This is a genomic window from Sulfurisphaera javensis, assembly GCF_041154675.1.
GTDB lineage: Archaea > Thermoproteota > Thermoprotei_A > Sulfolobales > Sulfolobaceae > Sulfurisphaera > Sulfurisphaera javensis.
In genome coordinates this window covers 14,774-31,175 of the sequence record NZ_AP031322.1, presented here as the reverse complement: position 1 = coordinate 31,175, position 16,402 = coordinate 14,774, and the positions used below count along the sequence as shown (strand labels likewise).

Sequence of the window (16,402 nt, the reverse complement as noted above, 5' to 3'; positions counted from 1 at the left end):
CTTTGACATGGAAATACCTAAAGTAGAGAGAGGTATTTCTTCTGTCGACGATTTTAAAAACGCACTACAAGACCTTGAGAAAAGTGTAATTTCAATTTTACCAATGTATAATTATTATTCTTACGTTATAATGACAACCAGGCATGTTTTAGGACCAATGTTAATGAGCGCACATAAGGAACTATTCGAAAACGTGCTTTTACAAAAATTCTTGGATATTAGGAGAATGGAAATTGTTCCCTCTGATAAAAGAATAGCAATTTATTTTCACAATAAAAATGGAATTGCTGACATATTATTCAAACTCTTATGGTATTTTTCGTTCCTAAGGAACAAGTAGTTAATGACTTTAAAGTATTTATAAATAGGTTTTTAAAGCAAATAGACTTAACGATAGATGATATAATGGATGCTTGCGAAAAATATGACAAATATGTGCATATAGATTCTAATCTAAATGCTTCTGTCGACATGTTCCGTATATACATAAATACGAATAGAAATACTTACGTCGAAAGCTTTTATAAGAGAGAATACACTGTGTCAGAATTGTTTAAGTTAGTAAATTATATTTTATTCCTTGATCCGTCTTTGGACATCAGCGTAGGTAAAAACGGGTTATCCGCAAAAGAAAGTTTATGGGAAATAATCAAATGGAGATCTGGAGCAGTTATATCTAAATCACTAATTGAGACTTTATGGAAGCTCCACCCAAATTACTAAGTGATAATCCGCGGTGATAAACATGGAAGAGAAAGAGAATGAAGAGAAGGAAGACGAAGAAATCTTTTACACAAGATGTGAAGAGGAATCAGAAAAAGAGAAGGAAACGACACAAAATAGACAGAATAAGATGCAGTCATATAACGTTAACATCACTAGTTCATCATCATTGTTAAATGAATCTCGTAGTGTAGAAAAGCAAGAAGTAAAGAAGGAGGAAAATACTGTAAAAGAAGAGAGGAAGAAAATCATAACAACTAGCAAAGAAATTCACATCGATGTAGTAGAACCAGAGTTTAAGTCACCTTCATTAATTACCTTAGATATAAATAGTGAAATTCCTAAGGTTACTCAAATTGAAGTTAAACCCTTAGAAGTCCCAGAACCCATATTTCTGTTACCTTCATCAGTTACCCTGGAAATTGATCCAACAATTCCTAAATTCTCATTTAACACTGAAATAAAGGAATTTCAACTTCCAGAGCCTAAATTCTTTACGCCTCCTCAAATTCCTTTACAAATTGAAAGTGAGATACTTGTAAATTTAAATGTTTCATCACCTCCTCCATCATCTAACTCTGTACAATCACTACAACCAAAGCGTGAAATTAATGGAGATCTTTATTTCTATTTGAATAACTTCTTGGGATTTGTTAATCAACTTAATGGTAAGTTTATTGTAATAGTTTATGATGAACTCCAGCATCCAAAAATTGAAGAATCGCTTTCAGCAATTGTAACTAGATTTGCGGAAATTAGGGGATATTCTTTTAATCCTCTCAAAATTTCTAAGGTTAATTACAGATACAGTCTACAAAATGCAATAAGCAAAGATGGGATATATGTTTTATCTAACGATTTATGTGAATTAGTAAATGACAAAGAATTTGAAGAAGTCTTCAAATCAAGTATTATAAGTTTTGTAGGAAATAAATTTACTATAGTTATCATGCCTAAATGCTTGCGTGATAAATATTCAATGTACATTCAGGGTCAACCATCAACTATTATTGAAGAAAAGTTTACGTTAGAAGAAATTAAAGTGTTAACATATTTAGCTTCAGGCTTCACCATCAAAAATAGTTATTATGACGGTTTGGCAAACGTTAGAACAAACTATGAGAAAATATTAAACGAAAGTTGGATTTGGCTAAGAAAGAATTATATTAATTTAGACGTTCCAGCTGAAAGAACAGCTGGAAGTAATGAAAGTGAACTTCACAGAAAATTGAAAGCTGTTACTATTAGACATTTAATTAAAAATGAGAAAATAGATCCTAATAACATAGAAGTTGAAAGTGTAATCTTTTCCGGTAAAATACCAGATATTTACGTAAGGTCAACTAATACAATTTATGATGCTAAGGCAAGTATTGGAGTATTGCCAAGTGATGAGTTATTTGACTTAATGAATAAATATTCATCAATAACAAAGAGAATTTATGCAGTAATGGAGCCTTTAGCAGTTTTATTAGATTTGGAGGGTGTAATTCAAAGAATAAAGTCAGCCAAGCAGCAAGGAATTGAATTGTCTGTCCTAATACCAGTGAAAAAAGATGAAAGGGTAATGTTAGTCTCTATTTTCGACTTCTTAAAAGAAGGTAAAGAATTTTATAAGGAAGAAGTGACAAGCAAATCTAATAAAAACAACAGTAGTTGAGGTTTTTGATGTCTAAATAGGAATTCAATAACAAGGCTAACGACGTTAATAAAGATAATTAACATCTTCTTACGTTCATGAAAGGAGTGTTAAAGTTCAAAATTTAGTATCTCACTAATTTTTACAAAATTAATTATCTTTAAGAAATTATTATTCATAGATTATACATTAAAAATGTATAATTTTAGAACATAAGCTCTGCGTTCCTTATTGTACCTAAAACTTAATATTATCTATTTCAAGATTAAATTATGATAAAACCAGTTCTTCTTCCTCAAAGAACTCAATTTTACGGTGTAGGTACTCCTTACATTTTATATGATATAAAGAGGGATAAACATTGGTTATTATTTACCGGTTGGAGTGATCGAAATGGTATAAAAAGAGAAGGTTATGTGGCTCCTATTGACAGAAGTTTAAACGTTGATCTTTCTCGAGCTGTAAAAATTTTGCCTTATAATTTTCCAGTTGATGCAAATTACACAAATAATGCTGTTAGGGGATTTTACAATGAAACGAGGGATGAATATTATATAACTTCAACTCATGGTGATAATGCATATCTTTTCATTTTTGACCCTGAATGGAAGTTAAAAGGTTATAAGATTCTCATGAAAGATTTAAAAAAGGATTCTGGTTTACCTATTAGACCTACTGGTGCTTATAGATATATGCATGATGCTATTGCGGTTTCTCCAAATTCTGATTCTTCTGGCATTGAGCTTTATAGGATTATGAATATTTATGATTTAGAGAAAGTTACAGTGCAGAGTTTCGGTGAGTTTGGCGTTTGGTCTAGAGCTAATGATGTTCTTGATTTAACTTTGATTCCTAGATTACAAGTTTTTGTTGAAATGAATACTTTATCTAAATGGATGTTACAGACTTTTATTGGACCATCATTAGATGAAATTATTGGAATTGAAGACTTAGATAAGTTTGCTATTCTTCAAGGTTCACTAATGCCTCTCCTAGGAATAGATGATACTTTTGTTCAGGTTGGTCATCCTCATTATACGACTGAGCCAGATGGTAAGCCTAAACTATTCTTTGTTTCGTTTAGAGATACTTATACTGTTGAGCAAGAAAAGAATAAGGAAGGATACGCTCATGAAATTTGGGTAGAAGAAGTTCCTTTATCTATTTTTGATCCAAGAAGCTATGGTGAATTACGAGGTAAATTTAAAGGTAAAGAAAGTAAGTGGTATTACGTACCTTATGCAAAGAGGTTAATAATTGGATTAACAGATGAAGCTGAGTTATTGATGAAGATTAACATTTATGATGAAATTATAGATAAGATGAAGCTTAAAAAAGGAATTAACGTAATTGACAATCCAGTAACGTGGATTAAAATTTATTCTGATAAAGAGATTGAAGCTATCATAAAGGCTATATATTAATTAGTAAAAATATTGTTGGACATATTGCGAGAACATATATGCTTTATCAACTATTACTGTATTACCCACTTTAATAGCCCCTCATCCTCATCAACTTTACCATAAAGAGACCATATACTTTCTGGTATTTCGATTTCTCTAATAATCACACTTTTCTTAATCACGAATCTAAACCCCCTTCTCCCTTTTTCTAGCTTTATTAAAGAATGAGCAATATGCAAGCCAAATATTGAACCATGTAACTCTCTATTAGTAAAACTGAACGTGAAAGTTCTTCCCTTTCTTTTCTTTATAGCTGATGCAATTTCAGTATATAACTTCTTATGATGATAAGGGTCAATAATTATCAAATCCTCATCACCCATACTTTCAATTGTCGGAACAACATCTTCAGCCTTAAAAGCTCTCCTTATATAAACTTCCTCATGAATATCAAAAACATCCTGGAATCTCTTAACTAGGTAAGGATCTAAACCTCCTCTTTCAGAAACTATAACTACATGTATTGGTGAGGATAAAGCTATAACCCTATGATAAAAGCTCTTAAGCAAATCATCATCCTCTGAATAAAACTCAACAATCTCGTCTTTTTGAATAAGTTTATCTAGGTAAGAAAAACCAGTCCTTAACATGCTATCATCTCCATTACGTCATTATATAATCTATCTAAATATGACTTATAATAAAAAACATCCTTATCTTTCAAACTATCTTCAGCCTCATAAAATCCTTTTAAACCTCTTACATAAGGCTTGTCCTTTATCCAAATAATGTAATCCTTTGGTTCACCATAAAATAGTTTTCTTTCAAACTCCTCATACACCTTTTTTATTTCTCCGCGAGAATTCTTTACTTCCTCGCAATTTCTCTTCTCAGATAAAATATCTAGAAAGGAGGAAAGGAAATCCTTGACTAAATTTGGCATATTAGATCTTATTAATCCTTTAGCAATAATTTCTCCGTCTTCCCTTCTCCCTATATATCTCATTGGATAAGGGGTGTCCTTCCTAGTCTTAGTAAATATTATCCAATCAAGTCTTTTGTAATCTAAACGTAATCCAGTTTCTTTTTCAACTTCTTCCACGAACTTAATTCCATCACCATGAATAACTAAAGAATCAATTATTCCGTGAAGTACTTCATAACCTAATTTCTCAGCTATTTCAATTGCTTTCCTTAGCGTTTTTCTCGCAAAGTATGTTACCATTTCATAAGCCTCAATCTTTCCAAACCTTGAATTCCTATAGCCTAAATAACCAAAAGACGCAACTAAAATCCATTTTATTGCTTCAGCCCTTTCCTCATCAACCTTCTTTAAATCTTCTTTCCTCTTAACTAACCAACTTAATGCTTCTGGTACTATTCCCTTTTCCTTAAGACAAATTGAATGAAGCTCAGTCTTTATATCATCACAAGCATCAATTGTTTCTGCTGAAATATTGTATTTTATAATGAGAGAGGGATACATTGACTTAAAGTCAACTTGATAAACGTTATTAAAACAGCCAAGTTTAGGGAATAAAACAAGCCCACCTTTGTCAGCAATCATTATGTCTTCCAATCTTCTCAGTTTCTCCACTCTAGGCACTACTTTAGGAATTATAATCTTCCTCTGAAGAGCAACCCAAGCCTCATTAGTTGTCAAAGCTTTTCCAATAGTTTCATATGCAATTTCATGTAAAGGAGTTCTAGTTATGTAAGACCATTCAATTAATCCACGAATTCCTACTGGTGACCTTTTCTTACTTCCATCAATCTTAACTTGAGCCTTTACTTTGTTACAAGGAAAGCCATAACACTCAATAACATCTGCCTCAATATCTGGGAATGAGTAATACCTCTCTACTTTACCGTTAATTTCAACTTCATAACAATTATCACAACCATCATACCACCTTAAATGACGAATAGTAGCAACTTTAATTTTAGGGAAATTGAGTGTATAAGAAGTGTCATAAAGTTCAGAGAATGGTCTAATTCCTAGCTTATAAAGTGTTTGTGAAAGGACAGTTGGTAATTCATTAACTACGTTTAACCTTTTCCTCATGTAATAATAAGCGTTAAAACTCTCAACCTCAAAACGGTATAATATAACTTCTTTACCATCTAAAGTTCTCCACTTTTCTTCCTCGTAATATTTAACTTCTGGATGTTGAAGTACGATATCTGGATTATCTGTAATCGCATAAACTGGGAAAGTTGTTTTTATGAACTCCTTTTCAAAGTCGTTTAGCAGTATTCTAACTCCTCCCCTTTCTGGATAGGCATCAAGAACGTACATTTTTCTCACACTCCTCAGCTAGTGTAATAATCATAGCTAGAATTACTAAATCGTAAGGATTAATGAACTCGTCATAGGAAGCACTCTGAAGATATCTAACTTTCTCTTTAGCTTTTTCCAATAACTTTTCAAATTGATAAGAGTGTAAACGTGAGGCTATTCTACTTAAAGTCTCTAATTGTGAATCAACTGCTTTAGTGAATGATGGTTGTGTTCTTCCCACGCTATTAATATTGCAATGAAAGTGAAATAAGCCAGAAGAGAGAATGATGAAAGTATTAGTTTAAACTTTCGAATAAAAATATAGCTTTAATAATACCATGAAGATGGTAATATTGAAGAAGAGAAAAACAAAATTAAATTCGGCAAACTCTCTAGGTTACAGATAATGCATAAAATTATGGAATGAGAAACTAACTGTTCTGGAGGGCGATATTCAATAGAGCTGAGAATGAGTTTTCTTCTTTCAAATGATTAGATTATTTCATCAGCCTTTACTATTTTTAATCCGTAAGTCTTAAGTCTTTCAAAATGGCTTAAATTATTAGTAATTAGTGTCAAATTATTTGAAATGCAAATACTTCCTATAAGCAAATCTGGATCATCTATTAACTCTCCTTTTTCCCTTAGACTTGCATAAATTTTTGAACTTAACTTTATTGAATCATTATCTAAGCAAATGACGTTGAAATAATCTTCAATATCTTCCTTGAACTCCTCAACGTCCTTTCCTAAATAAGCAATTCCTCTTAAAAATCGAATAAGGTTATGCATGTTATGTAACTTCCTTGAAACTTCTCCTTTACCCTTTTTTGTAAATTAAGGCATCAGTATCTAAGCATTTCTTATTTTCCAACTCCTCCTACCTTCTTCAGTCAACTTTAACAAAATGTTGGCTTCTTCCTCACTTAATCTTAAATCTCTTTGAACTTCTTTTTCCCTTATTAAGTATTCAAAGAATTCATCCCAGGTAAGCGGTTTACCCTTTCTTTCTCCATTCTTCTCCTTAATCTTTCAAGTTTGTCCTTAGTTTCTTTGTTAATACTTATCGTTGTGTGGTTCACATGTAATTATATAATTATTAAACCTTTCTACTAGTGTCAAGTTAAGATAGAAAGATGTAAGCTGATTTCTGAGCCCTGTTTTTTGAAGGAGTATTTCAAGTGTGAGTCTTTGGTTCCAGGAGCGTTCAGTAATAAATCTTTCGGTCAAAAATTTTGCATACTTATATAAGGAGGGTATCAAGGGTTACTGGAGACTGCTGGCCAAGGTGTGGAAGAGGTTCAACTTCATGTTCGTGGTTGCGGATATGATTAAGTCGGTGCACTCGGCACTCGAGCTCTCGGGTATAAATGCGAGAAGACAGCTTTGTCTTAACCACGTTAAGAGACGCTTGGATCGTAGTGGGAGGGATGAGGTTGACCTTCTCGTCTCTGGTCTGCTCACTGAGTTCTCGGATAAGGTTAAGGGACTTGTGGAACGGGGTCTCTCTCGTTCCTCTCTCTGCCTCAAGAACTTCAGCGTTTTCTCTTTACTAATAATCTGGTGGAGTCGTTTAATTCCTTGGTGGAGGTTTAGTAAGTATCACACTCCATATAGACTTCAGATTGTCTGGGCTATTGCTCAAAACTATAATATTTTGGATAATTTTTTGTGAGGATGGAATAATATCCATATGTCTATCGTTTCTTTCACGATTTAGACGGTTCTACTGAATTAATTCTACATTGAATTATAAGAAATGGAGAAACTAGAATTCAATTCGCAAAGGAAACTTGAATGGCTCGATACTAAAGATGTATGAAAAAGATATACAATAAAAGAAAAAATTACGTTAAAAAATCTTATACCTTCTTTTTCATTTCCTCAGACAATTTAGTAATATCTGCAAATGTCTTTAACACTGGATGTCCGATTTGAGCATGTCTTGACTCATCTGTTTGAATACTTTGTATAGCAGTAGAAAATACAAAATCATTTGATTTATTGGCCATTGCTACAAAAGCTACAAATTGCAAGTTTGTGAAGCCAGTTTCAAATGCAAAAGTAGTTAATAATGCAAATTCTGTTGCTGTAGTTCCAGTTATTGTATCGTTGAAGAATGATCTTGCGGCTATCGGTAACCATCTATCAGTCCAAAACAGTTTATGTGCAAAAGCAAATTTTGGACTTACCGATATATTATCATGTGATAGCAATAACTGTACTTGTGTGTGTCTCACTTCATCCATTGAACCGAAAGTAGCTAGATTTCTCCACTCTCCAGAGCCGAGGAGGAAATCTTCATTTTAATACTCACGATTTCCTCCTCGATAGAACTGTCCTCGCGGACAGTTGGCTCTGGAGCCTTAGCCATAATGGTTTTTAACTAGTATTACTATTTAAGTTTTGTGACATTCATCCCCATCCAAAGGCTTTCTGTCCACATTTTTGTAAAATATAACTCCAGCATAAAATGGTCCTTCAGCAACTCCAAGTAAGAATCTTAAGACTTCAACTTGAATAACAGCAGTGACAAAACCAGTTAGAATTGTGATTATTCCCCAAGCTATAAAAGTGATCAAAAAGACTTTTCTTACACCGTATTTATTTATTCCTAAATTAGAGAATATCTGAGGAATAAAATAACCTACAAAGAATAATGAGGAAGCAAAGGAAGCTATTATTCCTACTTGATTCTTTGCAACTCCTAAATATTGAAACGTTCCTGCGTCAATTGCATATGAGATGTTTACTCTATCAAGGAAATTTATGAAATATAAGAAAAATAGGATTGGTAATATCCTTATTATTCTCTTTTCCCTACTTACTTCTAACAATGATTTCATATGTTAATTTTTCATCATGTTATTATAAGCATTTTTATTGAAAAACAAAATTTTTACTGTTTAGTTTTTTATAAGTAAAGATTTGTGATTATTTTTTAACTCCTAGTGAGTTAAGGAAGTCATATTTGATGAATACTTCTCTCGTACTCACATTAGCAATTACTGGAAGCCTTAGTACTATGATTAAAGACTCCATTAGTATAAAGACCTTGAAAGAGTAACGTTTTAATCCGCTATAAGAGCTAATGATTTTACAGCTTGATAGTTACTAGACCCTTTATAATCACACAGTCTTAGTGATCTAATGGATCATTACTAAGAAGCAAAAAATCACAAGATGAGAATATTATGCTTTTATTTAAGTAAGAGCTGGGTAATTCAATAAATCAAGGATTTTCAATCCTTAATAAGTAATCCAAATTCTTTCAATTTCTTTGATTTTGTCAAAATCTTTATCTTCTGATAAAATCTTCTTAATGGAGTTATTCAACATTACTGCTACATGAAGGGAATCTGAAGGTGGAATTGCGTATTCTATCATGAATCTCTTTGCTTTTTCATATTCTCCCTCAGTAATCGGAAACACTGTAACATAAGGTAAAACTAATTCGTCAATGAAGGTTAATGTGTCTTCGAACTTTACATTATACTTCTTTTTTGAAACATATATTACCTCATCAAGAACTAAAGGATCTAGTGTTAAGCTTTCGTTTTCTAGTAATCTAAAATAATAATCCTTCGCCTCTTTAATACCTAAGTTTAAGTATATTAAGAAATTTGCATCTACAAAGATCAACCTTCAAATTCCTCCTCTAATTCTACTTTTTCTAATTCCCCTAACCTTGGTTTTTTAGCATAAGCAATTCTTTTCTCATGCTCTTCAAATTTCTTCTTTAGATCCTCTAAGTTTATCTTTCTCTCCCTCTCTAAAACTATTTTTCCATCAATAACGTTTAGAAGTAATGAATCACCTTCCTTTATGTTTAAAAGATCTCTTATACTTTTAGGAATAATTATGATACCTTTTTTACCAACATTGACTTTAATCGTCAAACTGATTTCACCATAGTTAAACTAGTTTTACTAAAATATATATATTTATCAGTATATTTGACAAGTGAAACAGTGAAGAAGTAACTAAATAGCTCTACTTAATAATTTATTAAAGTCTATATCACTTCTTTTATACAAATTTAGTCAAATTATTTATGATAGTGCAAACAGTGTTATCTTCTAATGCCGTTGAAACTGTTTCCACAAAAGCATTGTAGCCTTACTTTTACACCTTATTCAAGATGTAAGTGATAAATTCTGAGGTGATATATGCAAATTTCCTAAGCGAATTTAGCAGCGCTTACGTTCTTTGTTTAATATTCTAATGCAATAAGTATCAGAATTTTCTTGTGGTATAAATGTTTTAATTCATAGGTTCTTTAATGCTTTTTCCCTTTTCATAATTTACAAAAGAATGGAATAACAAGCTGGATATCCAGTATTATGAGAATTTAAAGAGAGAAATAAAAAGCAGAAAAAGAGTTATATAAGATCTTTGGTAGGATAAAGGAATAGTTTTTAAGGTTACAGTTAACATAAATATATGAGGACTGCCCGGGGATTACGGGCAGGATGAAGTCATTGATTTTTTCGTGAAAACTTTAATACATTCTAATACTTATTCTCGTTAATGATTATTGCCATTGATGAATCAGGAGAACCTGACGAGAAAAATAATCCATTTGTTCTTGGCATTTCAATTATTATCGATGAGGAGAAATATAGGAAAGATTACGAAAAAATTTCTATTAACGTTTTCGGTAAATTTAAAGTATTTAAGTACTCTAATGATAATCCTAAACCCAAATTACAGGAAAATTTAATCTTTTAGCTACGGTAACAAGAAGAAATCATTAATTTTTTATATTTAAGTTGATAGAATCGATAAAATCTTCCTTGCGAACTCTAACAATGACACTATTCTTTAGGATTTCTTCAACTTTCTCTTTTACGAGCTGATTATATATTTTCAGTTTTGTTATTACCATAAGAATAAATTTAACTAATATGTTAAAGCGTAAGACCATTCTTTCAATAACATTTAATTTCTTCTTTGCCTCTTCATGGGAATCTGATATAAAATCATAAACTAGTACGTTAGTATCAACCACCGCTATTCACTTCATCTATTAACCTCCCTATTTCTTCTGGTGTTAATTTCTCTGCACTTTCAACCTCTACAATAATATTCATTTCAACTTTTCTAGTCTCCTTATTGCTTTTTAGACCTTCTCTTAGCAATTCATTAAGAACATCAGATATATGCTTAGCATTACTATATTTCTTTAACGAAAACTTTACTAAGCTCTTATAGGCATCATCTAATCTAACTAAGGTTTTCTTCTAATAGTCAAATATTTTAATGTATTATTAATAGATCCGACAAGAAAGTCTTTGAATAAAAATTAAGACCTTATGTTGTGAGTCTAAGTTATAAAAAACAGCTTATCATTAATTGAAACAAGTAAAATAGTCTCTTTCTCAAGTGTAGATATTATAATAGGAGAATCTATCAGTTTTTCCCTAATCCTGGAGTGAAATTCTAACTATATCTCCAAGCTCAGAGTACTCTGCATTTTCAATTAACCTAAGCATTTTATTTAGCACTTTCTTGAAAATGCTACTATTAATACTAACGTTTTTATTCCTTTAACCATCTTTTACATTATGAGAAGCGAAAAAGAGATTTTCCAAAGATTATCATACATTTTAGCAACTTCATTTACAAAAATTGAAAGACTAAGTTGGAACGGCAATTCAATTTCATTAAATAATGAAGACGATAACTCTTTTTTGTTAGTTGCCGATTATTCTGGTTCTGCGTTAATAAAACTCAATAGTAAGCCATATTTCTCTTTAGACGGCTACCATAACTATTTCCCATTACCAAAAGGTGAAATAAAGATTGAAGCTGAGTTTTCTCCGTTCAAAGCATTTGGTGAAAGGGTCGAAATAAGTTACGGAACGCCTTATAAGTTTGTAAGAAATGACTCAGCATTTATTTTCTGGCTTTATGGTATTTCACTCCTTGAATTATCAAAGTATTTCGAAAGAGATGAGATTCTAAAAATTCTATCGGAAGCTCTTAAATTTGTACCATTTGTAGGTGTGTCTGCAGATCAACTTTATTTAGCATCTAAGGTTTATGATAAATTCCCTACCTATTTGCTTAGCTACGGTTACTCAAATAAGGAAGAATATACAACAGATTATACAGAAGCAATAAACTTCCTTAAGGAAAAGCTAAAAGAGTTAAATTACAAACGTGGAATAGTATATGCTATTGGTCATGCTCATACAGATACTGCATGGCTATGGAACTTTGATGAGACTAGGAGAAAAATAGCTAGAACGTTCTCAACAGTCCTTTCTTTAATGGAAAAATATGATTTTGTCTTTATGCAAAGTATGGCTATTTATTATGATTGGATAAAGAGTGACTATCCTTCTCTATTTGAAAAAATCAAGGAGAAAGTAAAAGAAGGAAAATGGATATTAGGTGCTGGTTGGGTTGAGTTTGATGCTAATTTACCTTCTGGAGAGTCTATTGCAAGACAACTTCTTTATTCTCAACTCTTCTACAAGGAGAACTTTGGAAAATACTCTGAAATACTTTGGTTACCAGATACATTTGGTTTCTCAGCACAATTACCACAAATAGCTAGACTGAGTAAAATAAAATACTTTGCAACTCACAAAGTATTTTGGAATGACACAAACAAATTCCCTTATTCTCTTTTTAACTGGGTAGGAATTGATGGTTCTTCATTAAAAGCAATAGCATTTGGTAATGGTGGAGGAGGGTATAATTCAACTTTTACAATAGATAGCTTAATGGAACAATGGAATAACTGGAAAGATAAAGATCAACCAATGCTTTATGCTTATGGTTATGGTGATGGAGGAGGAGGACCAACTGAAGAAATGTTAATAAAGAAAAAGATATTTGACAATCTCCCCTTTGTTCCTAAAATAAAAGATGGTTTTCCTTTTGAAGCTAATCCTAAGGAAGAATGGGTAGGTGAACTTTACTTAGAGACTCACAGAGGTGTTTTAACTTCCCATTCAAGAATGAAATACTTACACAGAAGAGCTGAAATCTCATTAAGGGAAGCTGAGATTTGGTCAACCATTGCTGGAAATTATGATAAAGAGAAGATTCAATCACTTTGGAAAATACTCTTAAAGAATGAATTTCATGACGTTTTGCCCGGTTCAGCAATAAATGAAGTTTACAAAACCGTTTATCCAGAGTTAGAATATGTTATAAAAGAAAGCGAAAAAATTACAATGGAAAGTATTAAAAAGCTTGTTGGAGATGGAGATGAATGTTTAGTCTTTAACTCTCTATCATGGGAAAGGGAAGATTTTGTTAATATTAATGGGAAATTAATCAAAGTAAAAGTTCCTCCATTAGGCTTTTCACCCTGTAAAGAGGAAGAGGTTAAGGATGAAGTTAAAGTAGAGGGACTAACTTTAGAGAACTCAAAGTTATTAGTAAAGCTAGATAAAGAGGGACATATTATTTCAATTTACGATAAAGAGGAAGGAAGGGAAGTTTTGAGAGAGAGAAGTAAGCTTTCATTTTATGAAAGTATACCAGGTTGGGCTGATGCTTGGGATATAGAGCCTTCGTATAAGGAGACTGAGTTTGAATTGAAAGCAAAATCTTACACTGTTACAAGGGATAAAATAAAGAGTTGTATTACTTTTACCTTCAATTTTAGGAAATCTGATGTGATAGAGGAAATATGCCTTTATGCTGAAAAGAAAATGATAAACGTTAAATTAATGACTAAGATTCCAGATAGAGAACTTTTGTTAAAGTTCTGGGTTAAGACAAATTTAAATGCTAATGAGGCTGTGTTCGAGATTCCATATGGAGTATTAAAAAGAAGTACTATTAAAAACACTTCATGGGAGAAAGCAAGGTTTGAGGTTCCGTTCCAGAAATGGTTAGATATATCAGAGGATAATTATGGTGTTGGAATAGTTACTGATGGTAAGTATGGTGTAAGTGTTGAAAGGGGTGACATAGGAGTTACAATATCTAAAACTCCAATTTTCCCAGATTATGAAACTGATTCTGAAGAGAATGAAGTAAATATTTATATCATTCCTCATAAAGATGATTGGAAAGAAAGTGAGATTTACAAACTTGGTTATGAGTTAAATATTCCCTTAATTGTTACAAAAGGAAAATTGAAAGAAAGTAAAAGCTTTATCTCTCTTAAAGGAAAGGGACTAATTTTAGAGACATTAAAACTTTCAGAAGATAATAAAGGTATAATAATTAGACTTTATAACGTTCTTAACAGTAAGGGTAAAGGTGAATTAACCTTATGGTTTAATCCTTCAAAAGTAATATCAACTAACATAATTGAGGATGAGGAAGTAGAAAGGGAGATGATAGTAAAAAAGAATAAAGTGGAGTTTAGTTATAAAAATTATGAGATACTAACGTTAAAGGTCTATTGAAGTTAGTTCCTTATTTACTTCAATTTCTTTTTTCTCTGTAATTATTTTTCTAACGAAGAAGGGTTTAGATAACTTTAGTAAGTTTCCTTCTCTCTCAATGAAAACATTATTGTATTTGAACTTTCCGTAATTTCCAAACGTTAAAATATCGTTATTTTCAAGTGGTATTATACTTCCTTCCCTAATGTATATTGGTAAGTCTGATGAAGAATTTATCCAACTATTCCCTTCAAAGATTTCTTTGGTCCAAAATTCCATCCACCTTCCACTAGGTAAATAAACTAGCCTTCTTTCTGTTGGGGTTATTATTGGAGCATAAAGTAGGAACTTACCAACCATATATTCATCTTCAATTCTATATGTGTTTTCATCTTCCTGGAAATCATAAAATAATGGTCTAATTATTGGATGTCCAGTTTCATGAGATTCAATAGCTAAAGAATATAGGTAAGGTAAAAACTTATACCTAGTGTCAATTATTTTTTTCATTTTTTCTCTATAGTATGAAGGTAAGAAAATAGGTTCAGTATCAATTCCATTAGTTGCCTTATGAGTTCTAAAAAAGGGAAAGAATAAAGCAATACCAAAATATTTAACTAAAAGTTCTGGAGAATTGTCAATATCCCTACTACCTCTTCCTTGAAAAGCACCAATATCAATACCAACACATGACACACCGGAAATAGATAAACCTAAGACTAACTGTAGCTGTAGTTTTAAATCATCCCACGAAGGAGTATTATCCCCAGTCCAAACACAAGCATACTTTTGTATTCCAGCATAACCGGACCTAGAGAGAATAAATGGTTCCTTATCCTTAAAACCTTCAAAAGTTGCCATAGCTTCATAAAGTGGGTAAGCATTCCTAATCATCAAATGAGGGACTTTTTTACCCTTATATTCATGAACTACATTAGGGGGAAAGGTAAGTAAAAGTCTTTCATCTTTCATAGTGGCATGAAGTTGGTTAAGAATTTCGTAATAAGTATCGTAAGTTGTAAAGTCTGTCGGTTCATTCATATCTAACCAAATACCATCAACTCCTTGTTTTAACCAATTGTAAATTAATTCACTCCACCATTTCCTAGTTTCTTCTTTAAAGAAGTCTGGATAAACAGTGTTACCAGGCCATAATTTTCCTACAAACAATTCACCCTTACCAGTTTCACAGAACTTACCTAAACCAGAAATAAAAATGGGATATTTTTGATCAGCCCTAACACTATGATCCACTATTGTAATTAATTTAACTCCACGTTTATGTAGTTCTTCAATGAACTTCTGAGGGTCAGGGAACTTCTCTTTATCCCATGTGAATAGTTTAAATGAATCCATGAAGTCAATATCTAAGAATACAGCTGTTACTCTAAACTCTTTCATTAAGTCTACAAGTTTTATAATATAATCTTGTGGATAGTAAGAGTATCTAGATATCATATAACCTAAAGCCCATTCTGGCATTAAATAAGGTTTACCAGTAACGTCAGTATATCTTTCTAAGACTTTCTCAATAGTTGGACCTTCAAAGATAAAAAGTTCAACATCCCTATGAGGTACGAAGATCTTTATCTTTGAATAATCTGATACACCAATGTCAATTACTAAATCACATGATGCTGAATTAATAAAATATCCCGTTGCTTTACCTTTGTATACAGAAATGAAGAAAGGTATGTTTATATACAAGGGATCAGAAAACTTGAAGTATTTTCCAGCATCAATATTACACATTCTAAATCTAAATCTTCTTCTATCAAGTTCAACAGCTTTTTCACCTAAACCAACTATATGCTCTTCTAACTCTAGGGGTTTTGAAATTATCAATGAATTCTCTTTCTCTTCGATCGTAAGATTAAAGTCGTGTAACGATTTTGATGAATTAACCCCTTGGAAGTTAAATTCTACTGGAGGTAAAGGATTGTTTATTCTTATCCTATAAATTCCATCCTTTTCTTCAACTTGCATAAAGGAAATG

17 protein-coding genes and 1 pseudogene are annotated in these 16,402 nt (G+C 31.8%); 7 read left to right on the top strand and 11 right to left on the bottom strand.

The window, feature by feature from the left end; genetic code table 11:
* Nucleotides 1-7 precede the first annotated feature (7 nt).
* The 4 genes from ACAM25_RS00150 (at nucleotide 8) to ACAM25_RS00135 (ending at nucleotide 3,786) form a co-directional block, all read left to right on the top strand.
* Nucleotides 8-340 (top strand): hypothetical protein, encoded by a 333-nt coding sequence (locus ACAM25_RS00150; RefSeq protein WP_369610336.1) that lies wholly within the window; start codon nucleotides 8-10, stop codon nucleotides 338-340.
* A complete protein-coding gene (locus tag ACAM25_RS00145) occupies nucleotides 310-723 on the top strand; it encodes a hypothetical protein (RefSeq protein ID WP_369610335.1) in 414 nt (137 codons plus the stop codon). Before ACAM25_RS00150 ends, ACAM25_RS00145 begins: the two co-directional genes overlap by 31 nt.
* A 22-nt stretch (nucleotides 724-745) precedes the next feature.
* Nucleotides 746-2,383, top strand: coding sequence for a hypothetical protein (locus ACAM25_RS00140; protein WP_369610334.1), 1,638 nt, complete (start codon nucleotides 746-748; stop codon nucleotides 2,381-2,383).
* Nucleotides 2,384-2,634: 251 nt separating this feature from the next.
* Nucleotides 2,635-3,786: a hypothetical protein gene (locus ACAM25_RS00135; RefSeq protein ID WP_369610333.1), complete on the top strand. Its 1,152-nt coding sequence runs from the start codon at nucleotides 2,635-2,637 to the stop codon at nucleotides 3,784-3,786.
* A 53-nt stretch (nucleotides 3,787-3,839) separates the two neighbouring features.
* Here the strand turns inward: ACAM25_RS00135 and ACAM25_RS00130 are convergent, their stop codons facing one another.
* From ACAM25_RS00130 to ACAM25_RS00115, 4 genes are all read right to left on the bottom strand, one after another.
* The gene (locus tag ACAM25_RS00130; protein ID WP_369610332.1) at nucleotides 3,840-4,418 is read right to left on the bottom strand and encodes a hypothetical protein; all 579 of its coding nucleotides are present in this window, start codon (nucleotides 4,416-4,418) and stop codon (nucleotides 3,840-3,842) included.
* A complete protein-coding gene (locus tag ACAM25_RS00125; protein WP_369610331.1) occupies nucleotides 4,412-6,076 on the bottom strand; it encodes a DNA polymerase domain-containing protein in 1,665 nt (554 codons plus the stop codon). Before ACAM25_RS00125 ends, ACAM25_RS00130 begins: the two co-directional genes overlap by 7 nt.
* On the bottom strand, nucleotides 6,054-6,290 hold the full coding sequence (locus tag ACAM25_RS00120; RefSeq protein WP_369610330.1) for a DNA polymerase II: 237 nt from the start codon (nucleotides 6,288-6,290) through the stop codon (nucleotides 6,054-6,056). Before ACAM25_RS00120 ends, ACAM25_RS00125 begins: the two co-directional genes overlap by 23 nt.
* Before the next feature lie 251 nt (nucleotides 6,291-6,541).
* The gene (locus ACAM25_RS00115; RefSeq protein WP_369610329.1) at nucleotides 6,542-6,841 is read right to left on the bottom strand and encodes a type II toxin-antitoxin system VapC family toxin; all 300 of its coding nucleotides are present in this window, start codon (nucleotides 6,839-6,841) and stop codon (nucleotides 6,542-6,544) included.
* A 391-nt stretch (nucleotides 6,842-7,232) separates the two neighbouring features.
* Here ACAM25_RS00115 and ACAM25_RS00110 point away from each other — a divergent pair, with 391 nt between their 5' ends.
* Entirely contained in the window at nucleotides 7,233-7,724 is a 492-nt protein-coding gene (locus tag ACAM25_RS00110) for a hypothetical protein (RefSeq protein ID WP_369610328.1), read from the top strand.
* Nucleotides 7,725-7,911: 187 nt separating this feature from the next.
* Here the strand turns inward: ACAM25_RS00110 and ACAM25_RS00105 are convergent, their stop codons facing one another.
* The 4 genes and pseudogenes from ACAM25_RS00105 to ACAM25_RS00090 all read right to left on the bottom strand — a co-directional run bounded on the left by ACAM25_RS00105 (nucleotide 7,912) and on the right by ACAM25_RS00090 (nucleotide 9,948).
* Nucleotides 7,912-8,298, bottom strand: coding sequence for a hypothetical protein (locus ACAM25_RS00105; protein ID WP_369610327.1), 387 nt, complete (start codon nucleotides 8,296-8,298; stop codon nucleotides 7,912-7,914).
* A gap of 192 nt (nucleotides 8,299-8,490) precedes the next feature.
* Nucleotides 8,491-8,895 (bottom strand): annotated as a pseudogene (locus ACAM25_RS00100) (MFS transporter); the annotation flags it as partial.
* Between the two features lie 403 nt (nucleotides 8,896-9,298).
* Nucleotides 9,299-9,691: a type II toxin-antitoxin system VapC family toxin gene (locus ACAM25_RS00095; RefSeq protein WP_369610326.1), complete on the bottom strand. Its 393-nt coding sequence runs from the start codon at nucleotides 9,689-9,691 to the stop codon at nucleotides 9,299-9,301.
* Nucleotides 9,688-9,948, bottom strand: coding sequence for an AbrB/MazE/SpoVT family DNA-binding domain-containing protein (locus ACAM25_RS00090; protein ID WP_369610325.1), 261 nt, complete (start codon nucleotides 9,946-9,948; stop codon nucleotides 9,688-9,690). Before ACAM25_RS00090 ends, ACAM25_RS00095 begins: the two co-directional genes overlap by 4 nt.
* 631 nt (nucleotides 9,949-10,579) lie before the next feature.
* Here ACAM25_RS00090 and ACAM25_RS00085 point away from each other — a divergent pair.
* Nucleotides 10,580-10,780, top strand: a complete 201-nt coding sequence (locus ACAM25_RS00085; protein ID WP_369610324.1) for a hypothetical protein — start codon at nucleotides 10,580-10,582, stop codon at nucleotides 10,778-10,780.
* 22 nt (nucleotides 10,781-10,802) lie between these two features.
* On the opposite strand, the gene ACAM25_RS00080 is transcribed toward ACAM25_RS00085, so the two are convergent.
* Both ACAM25_RS00080 and ACAM25_RS00075 read right to left on the bottom strand, forming a co-directional pair.
* The gene (locus ACAM25_RS00080; protein WP_369610323.1) at nucleotides 10,803-11,060 is read right to left on the bottom strand and encodes a hypothetical protein; all 258 of its coding nucleotides are present in this window, start codon (nucleotides 11,058-11,060) and stop codon (nucleotides 10,803-10,805) included.
* Nucleotides 11,053-11,190, bottom strand: coding sequence for a hypothetical protein (locus ACAM25_RS00075; protein ID WP_369610322.1), 138 nt, complete (start codon nucleotides 11,188-11,190; stop codon nucleotides 11,053-11,055). Before ACAM25_RS00075 ends, ACAM25_RS00080 begins: the two co-directional genes overlap by 8 nt.
* A 426-nt stretch (nucleotides 11,191-11,616) precedes the next feature.
* Between ACAM25_RS00075 and ACAM25_RS00070 the strand changes: the two genes are divergently transcribed.
* Nucleotides 11,617-14,427, top strand: a complete 2,811-nt coding sequence (locus ACAM25_RS00070; protein ID WP_369610321.1) for an alpha-mannosidase — start codon at nucleotides 11,617-11,619, stop codon at nucleotides 14,425-14,427.
* Here ACAM25_RS00070 and malA read toward each other — a convergent pair.
* Nucleotides 14,413-16,401, bottom strand: a complete 1,989-nt coding sequence (malA, locus tag ACAM25_RS00065) for an alpha-glucosidase MalA (protein ID WP_369611701.1) — start codon at nucleotides 16,399-16,401, stop codon at nucleotides 14,413-14,415. The two genes, ACAM25_RS00070 and malA, sit on opposite strands and share 15 nt — an antisense overlap.
* Nucleotide 16,402: the final 1 nt, after the last annotated feature.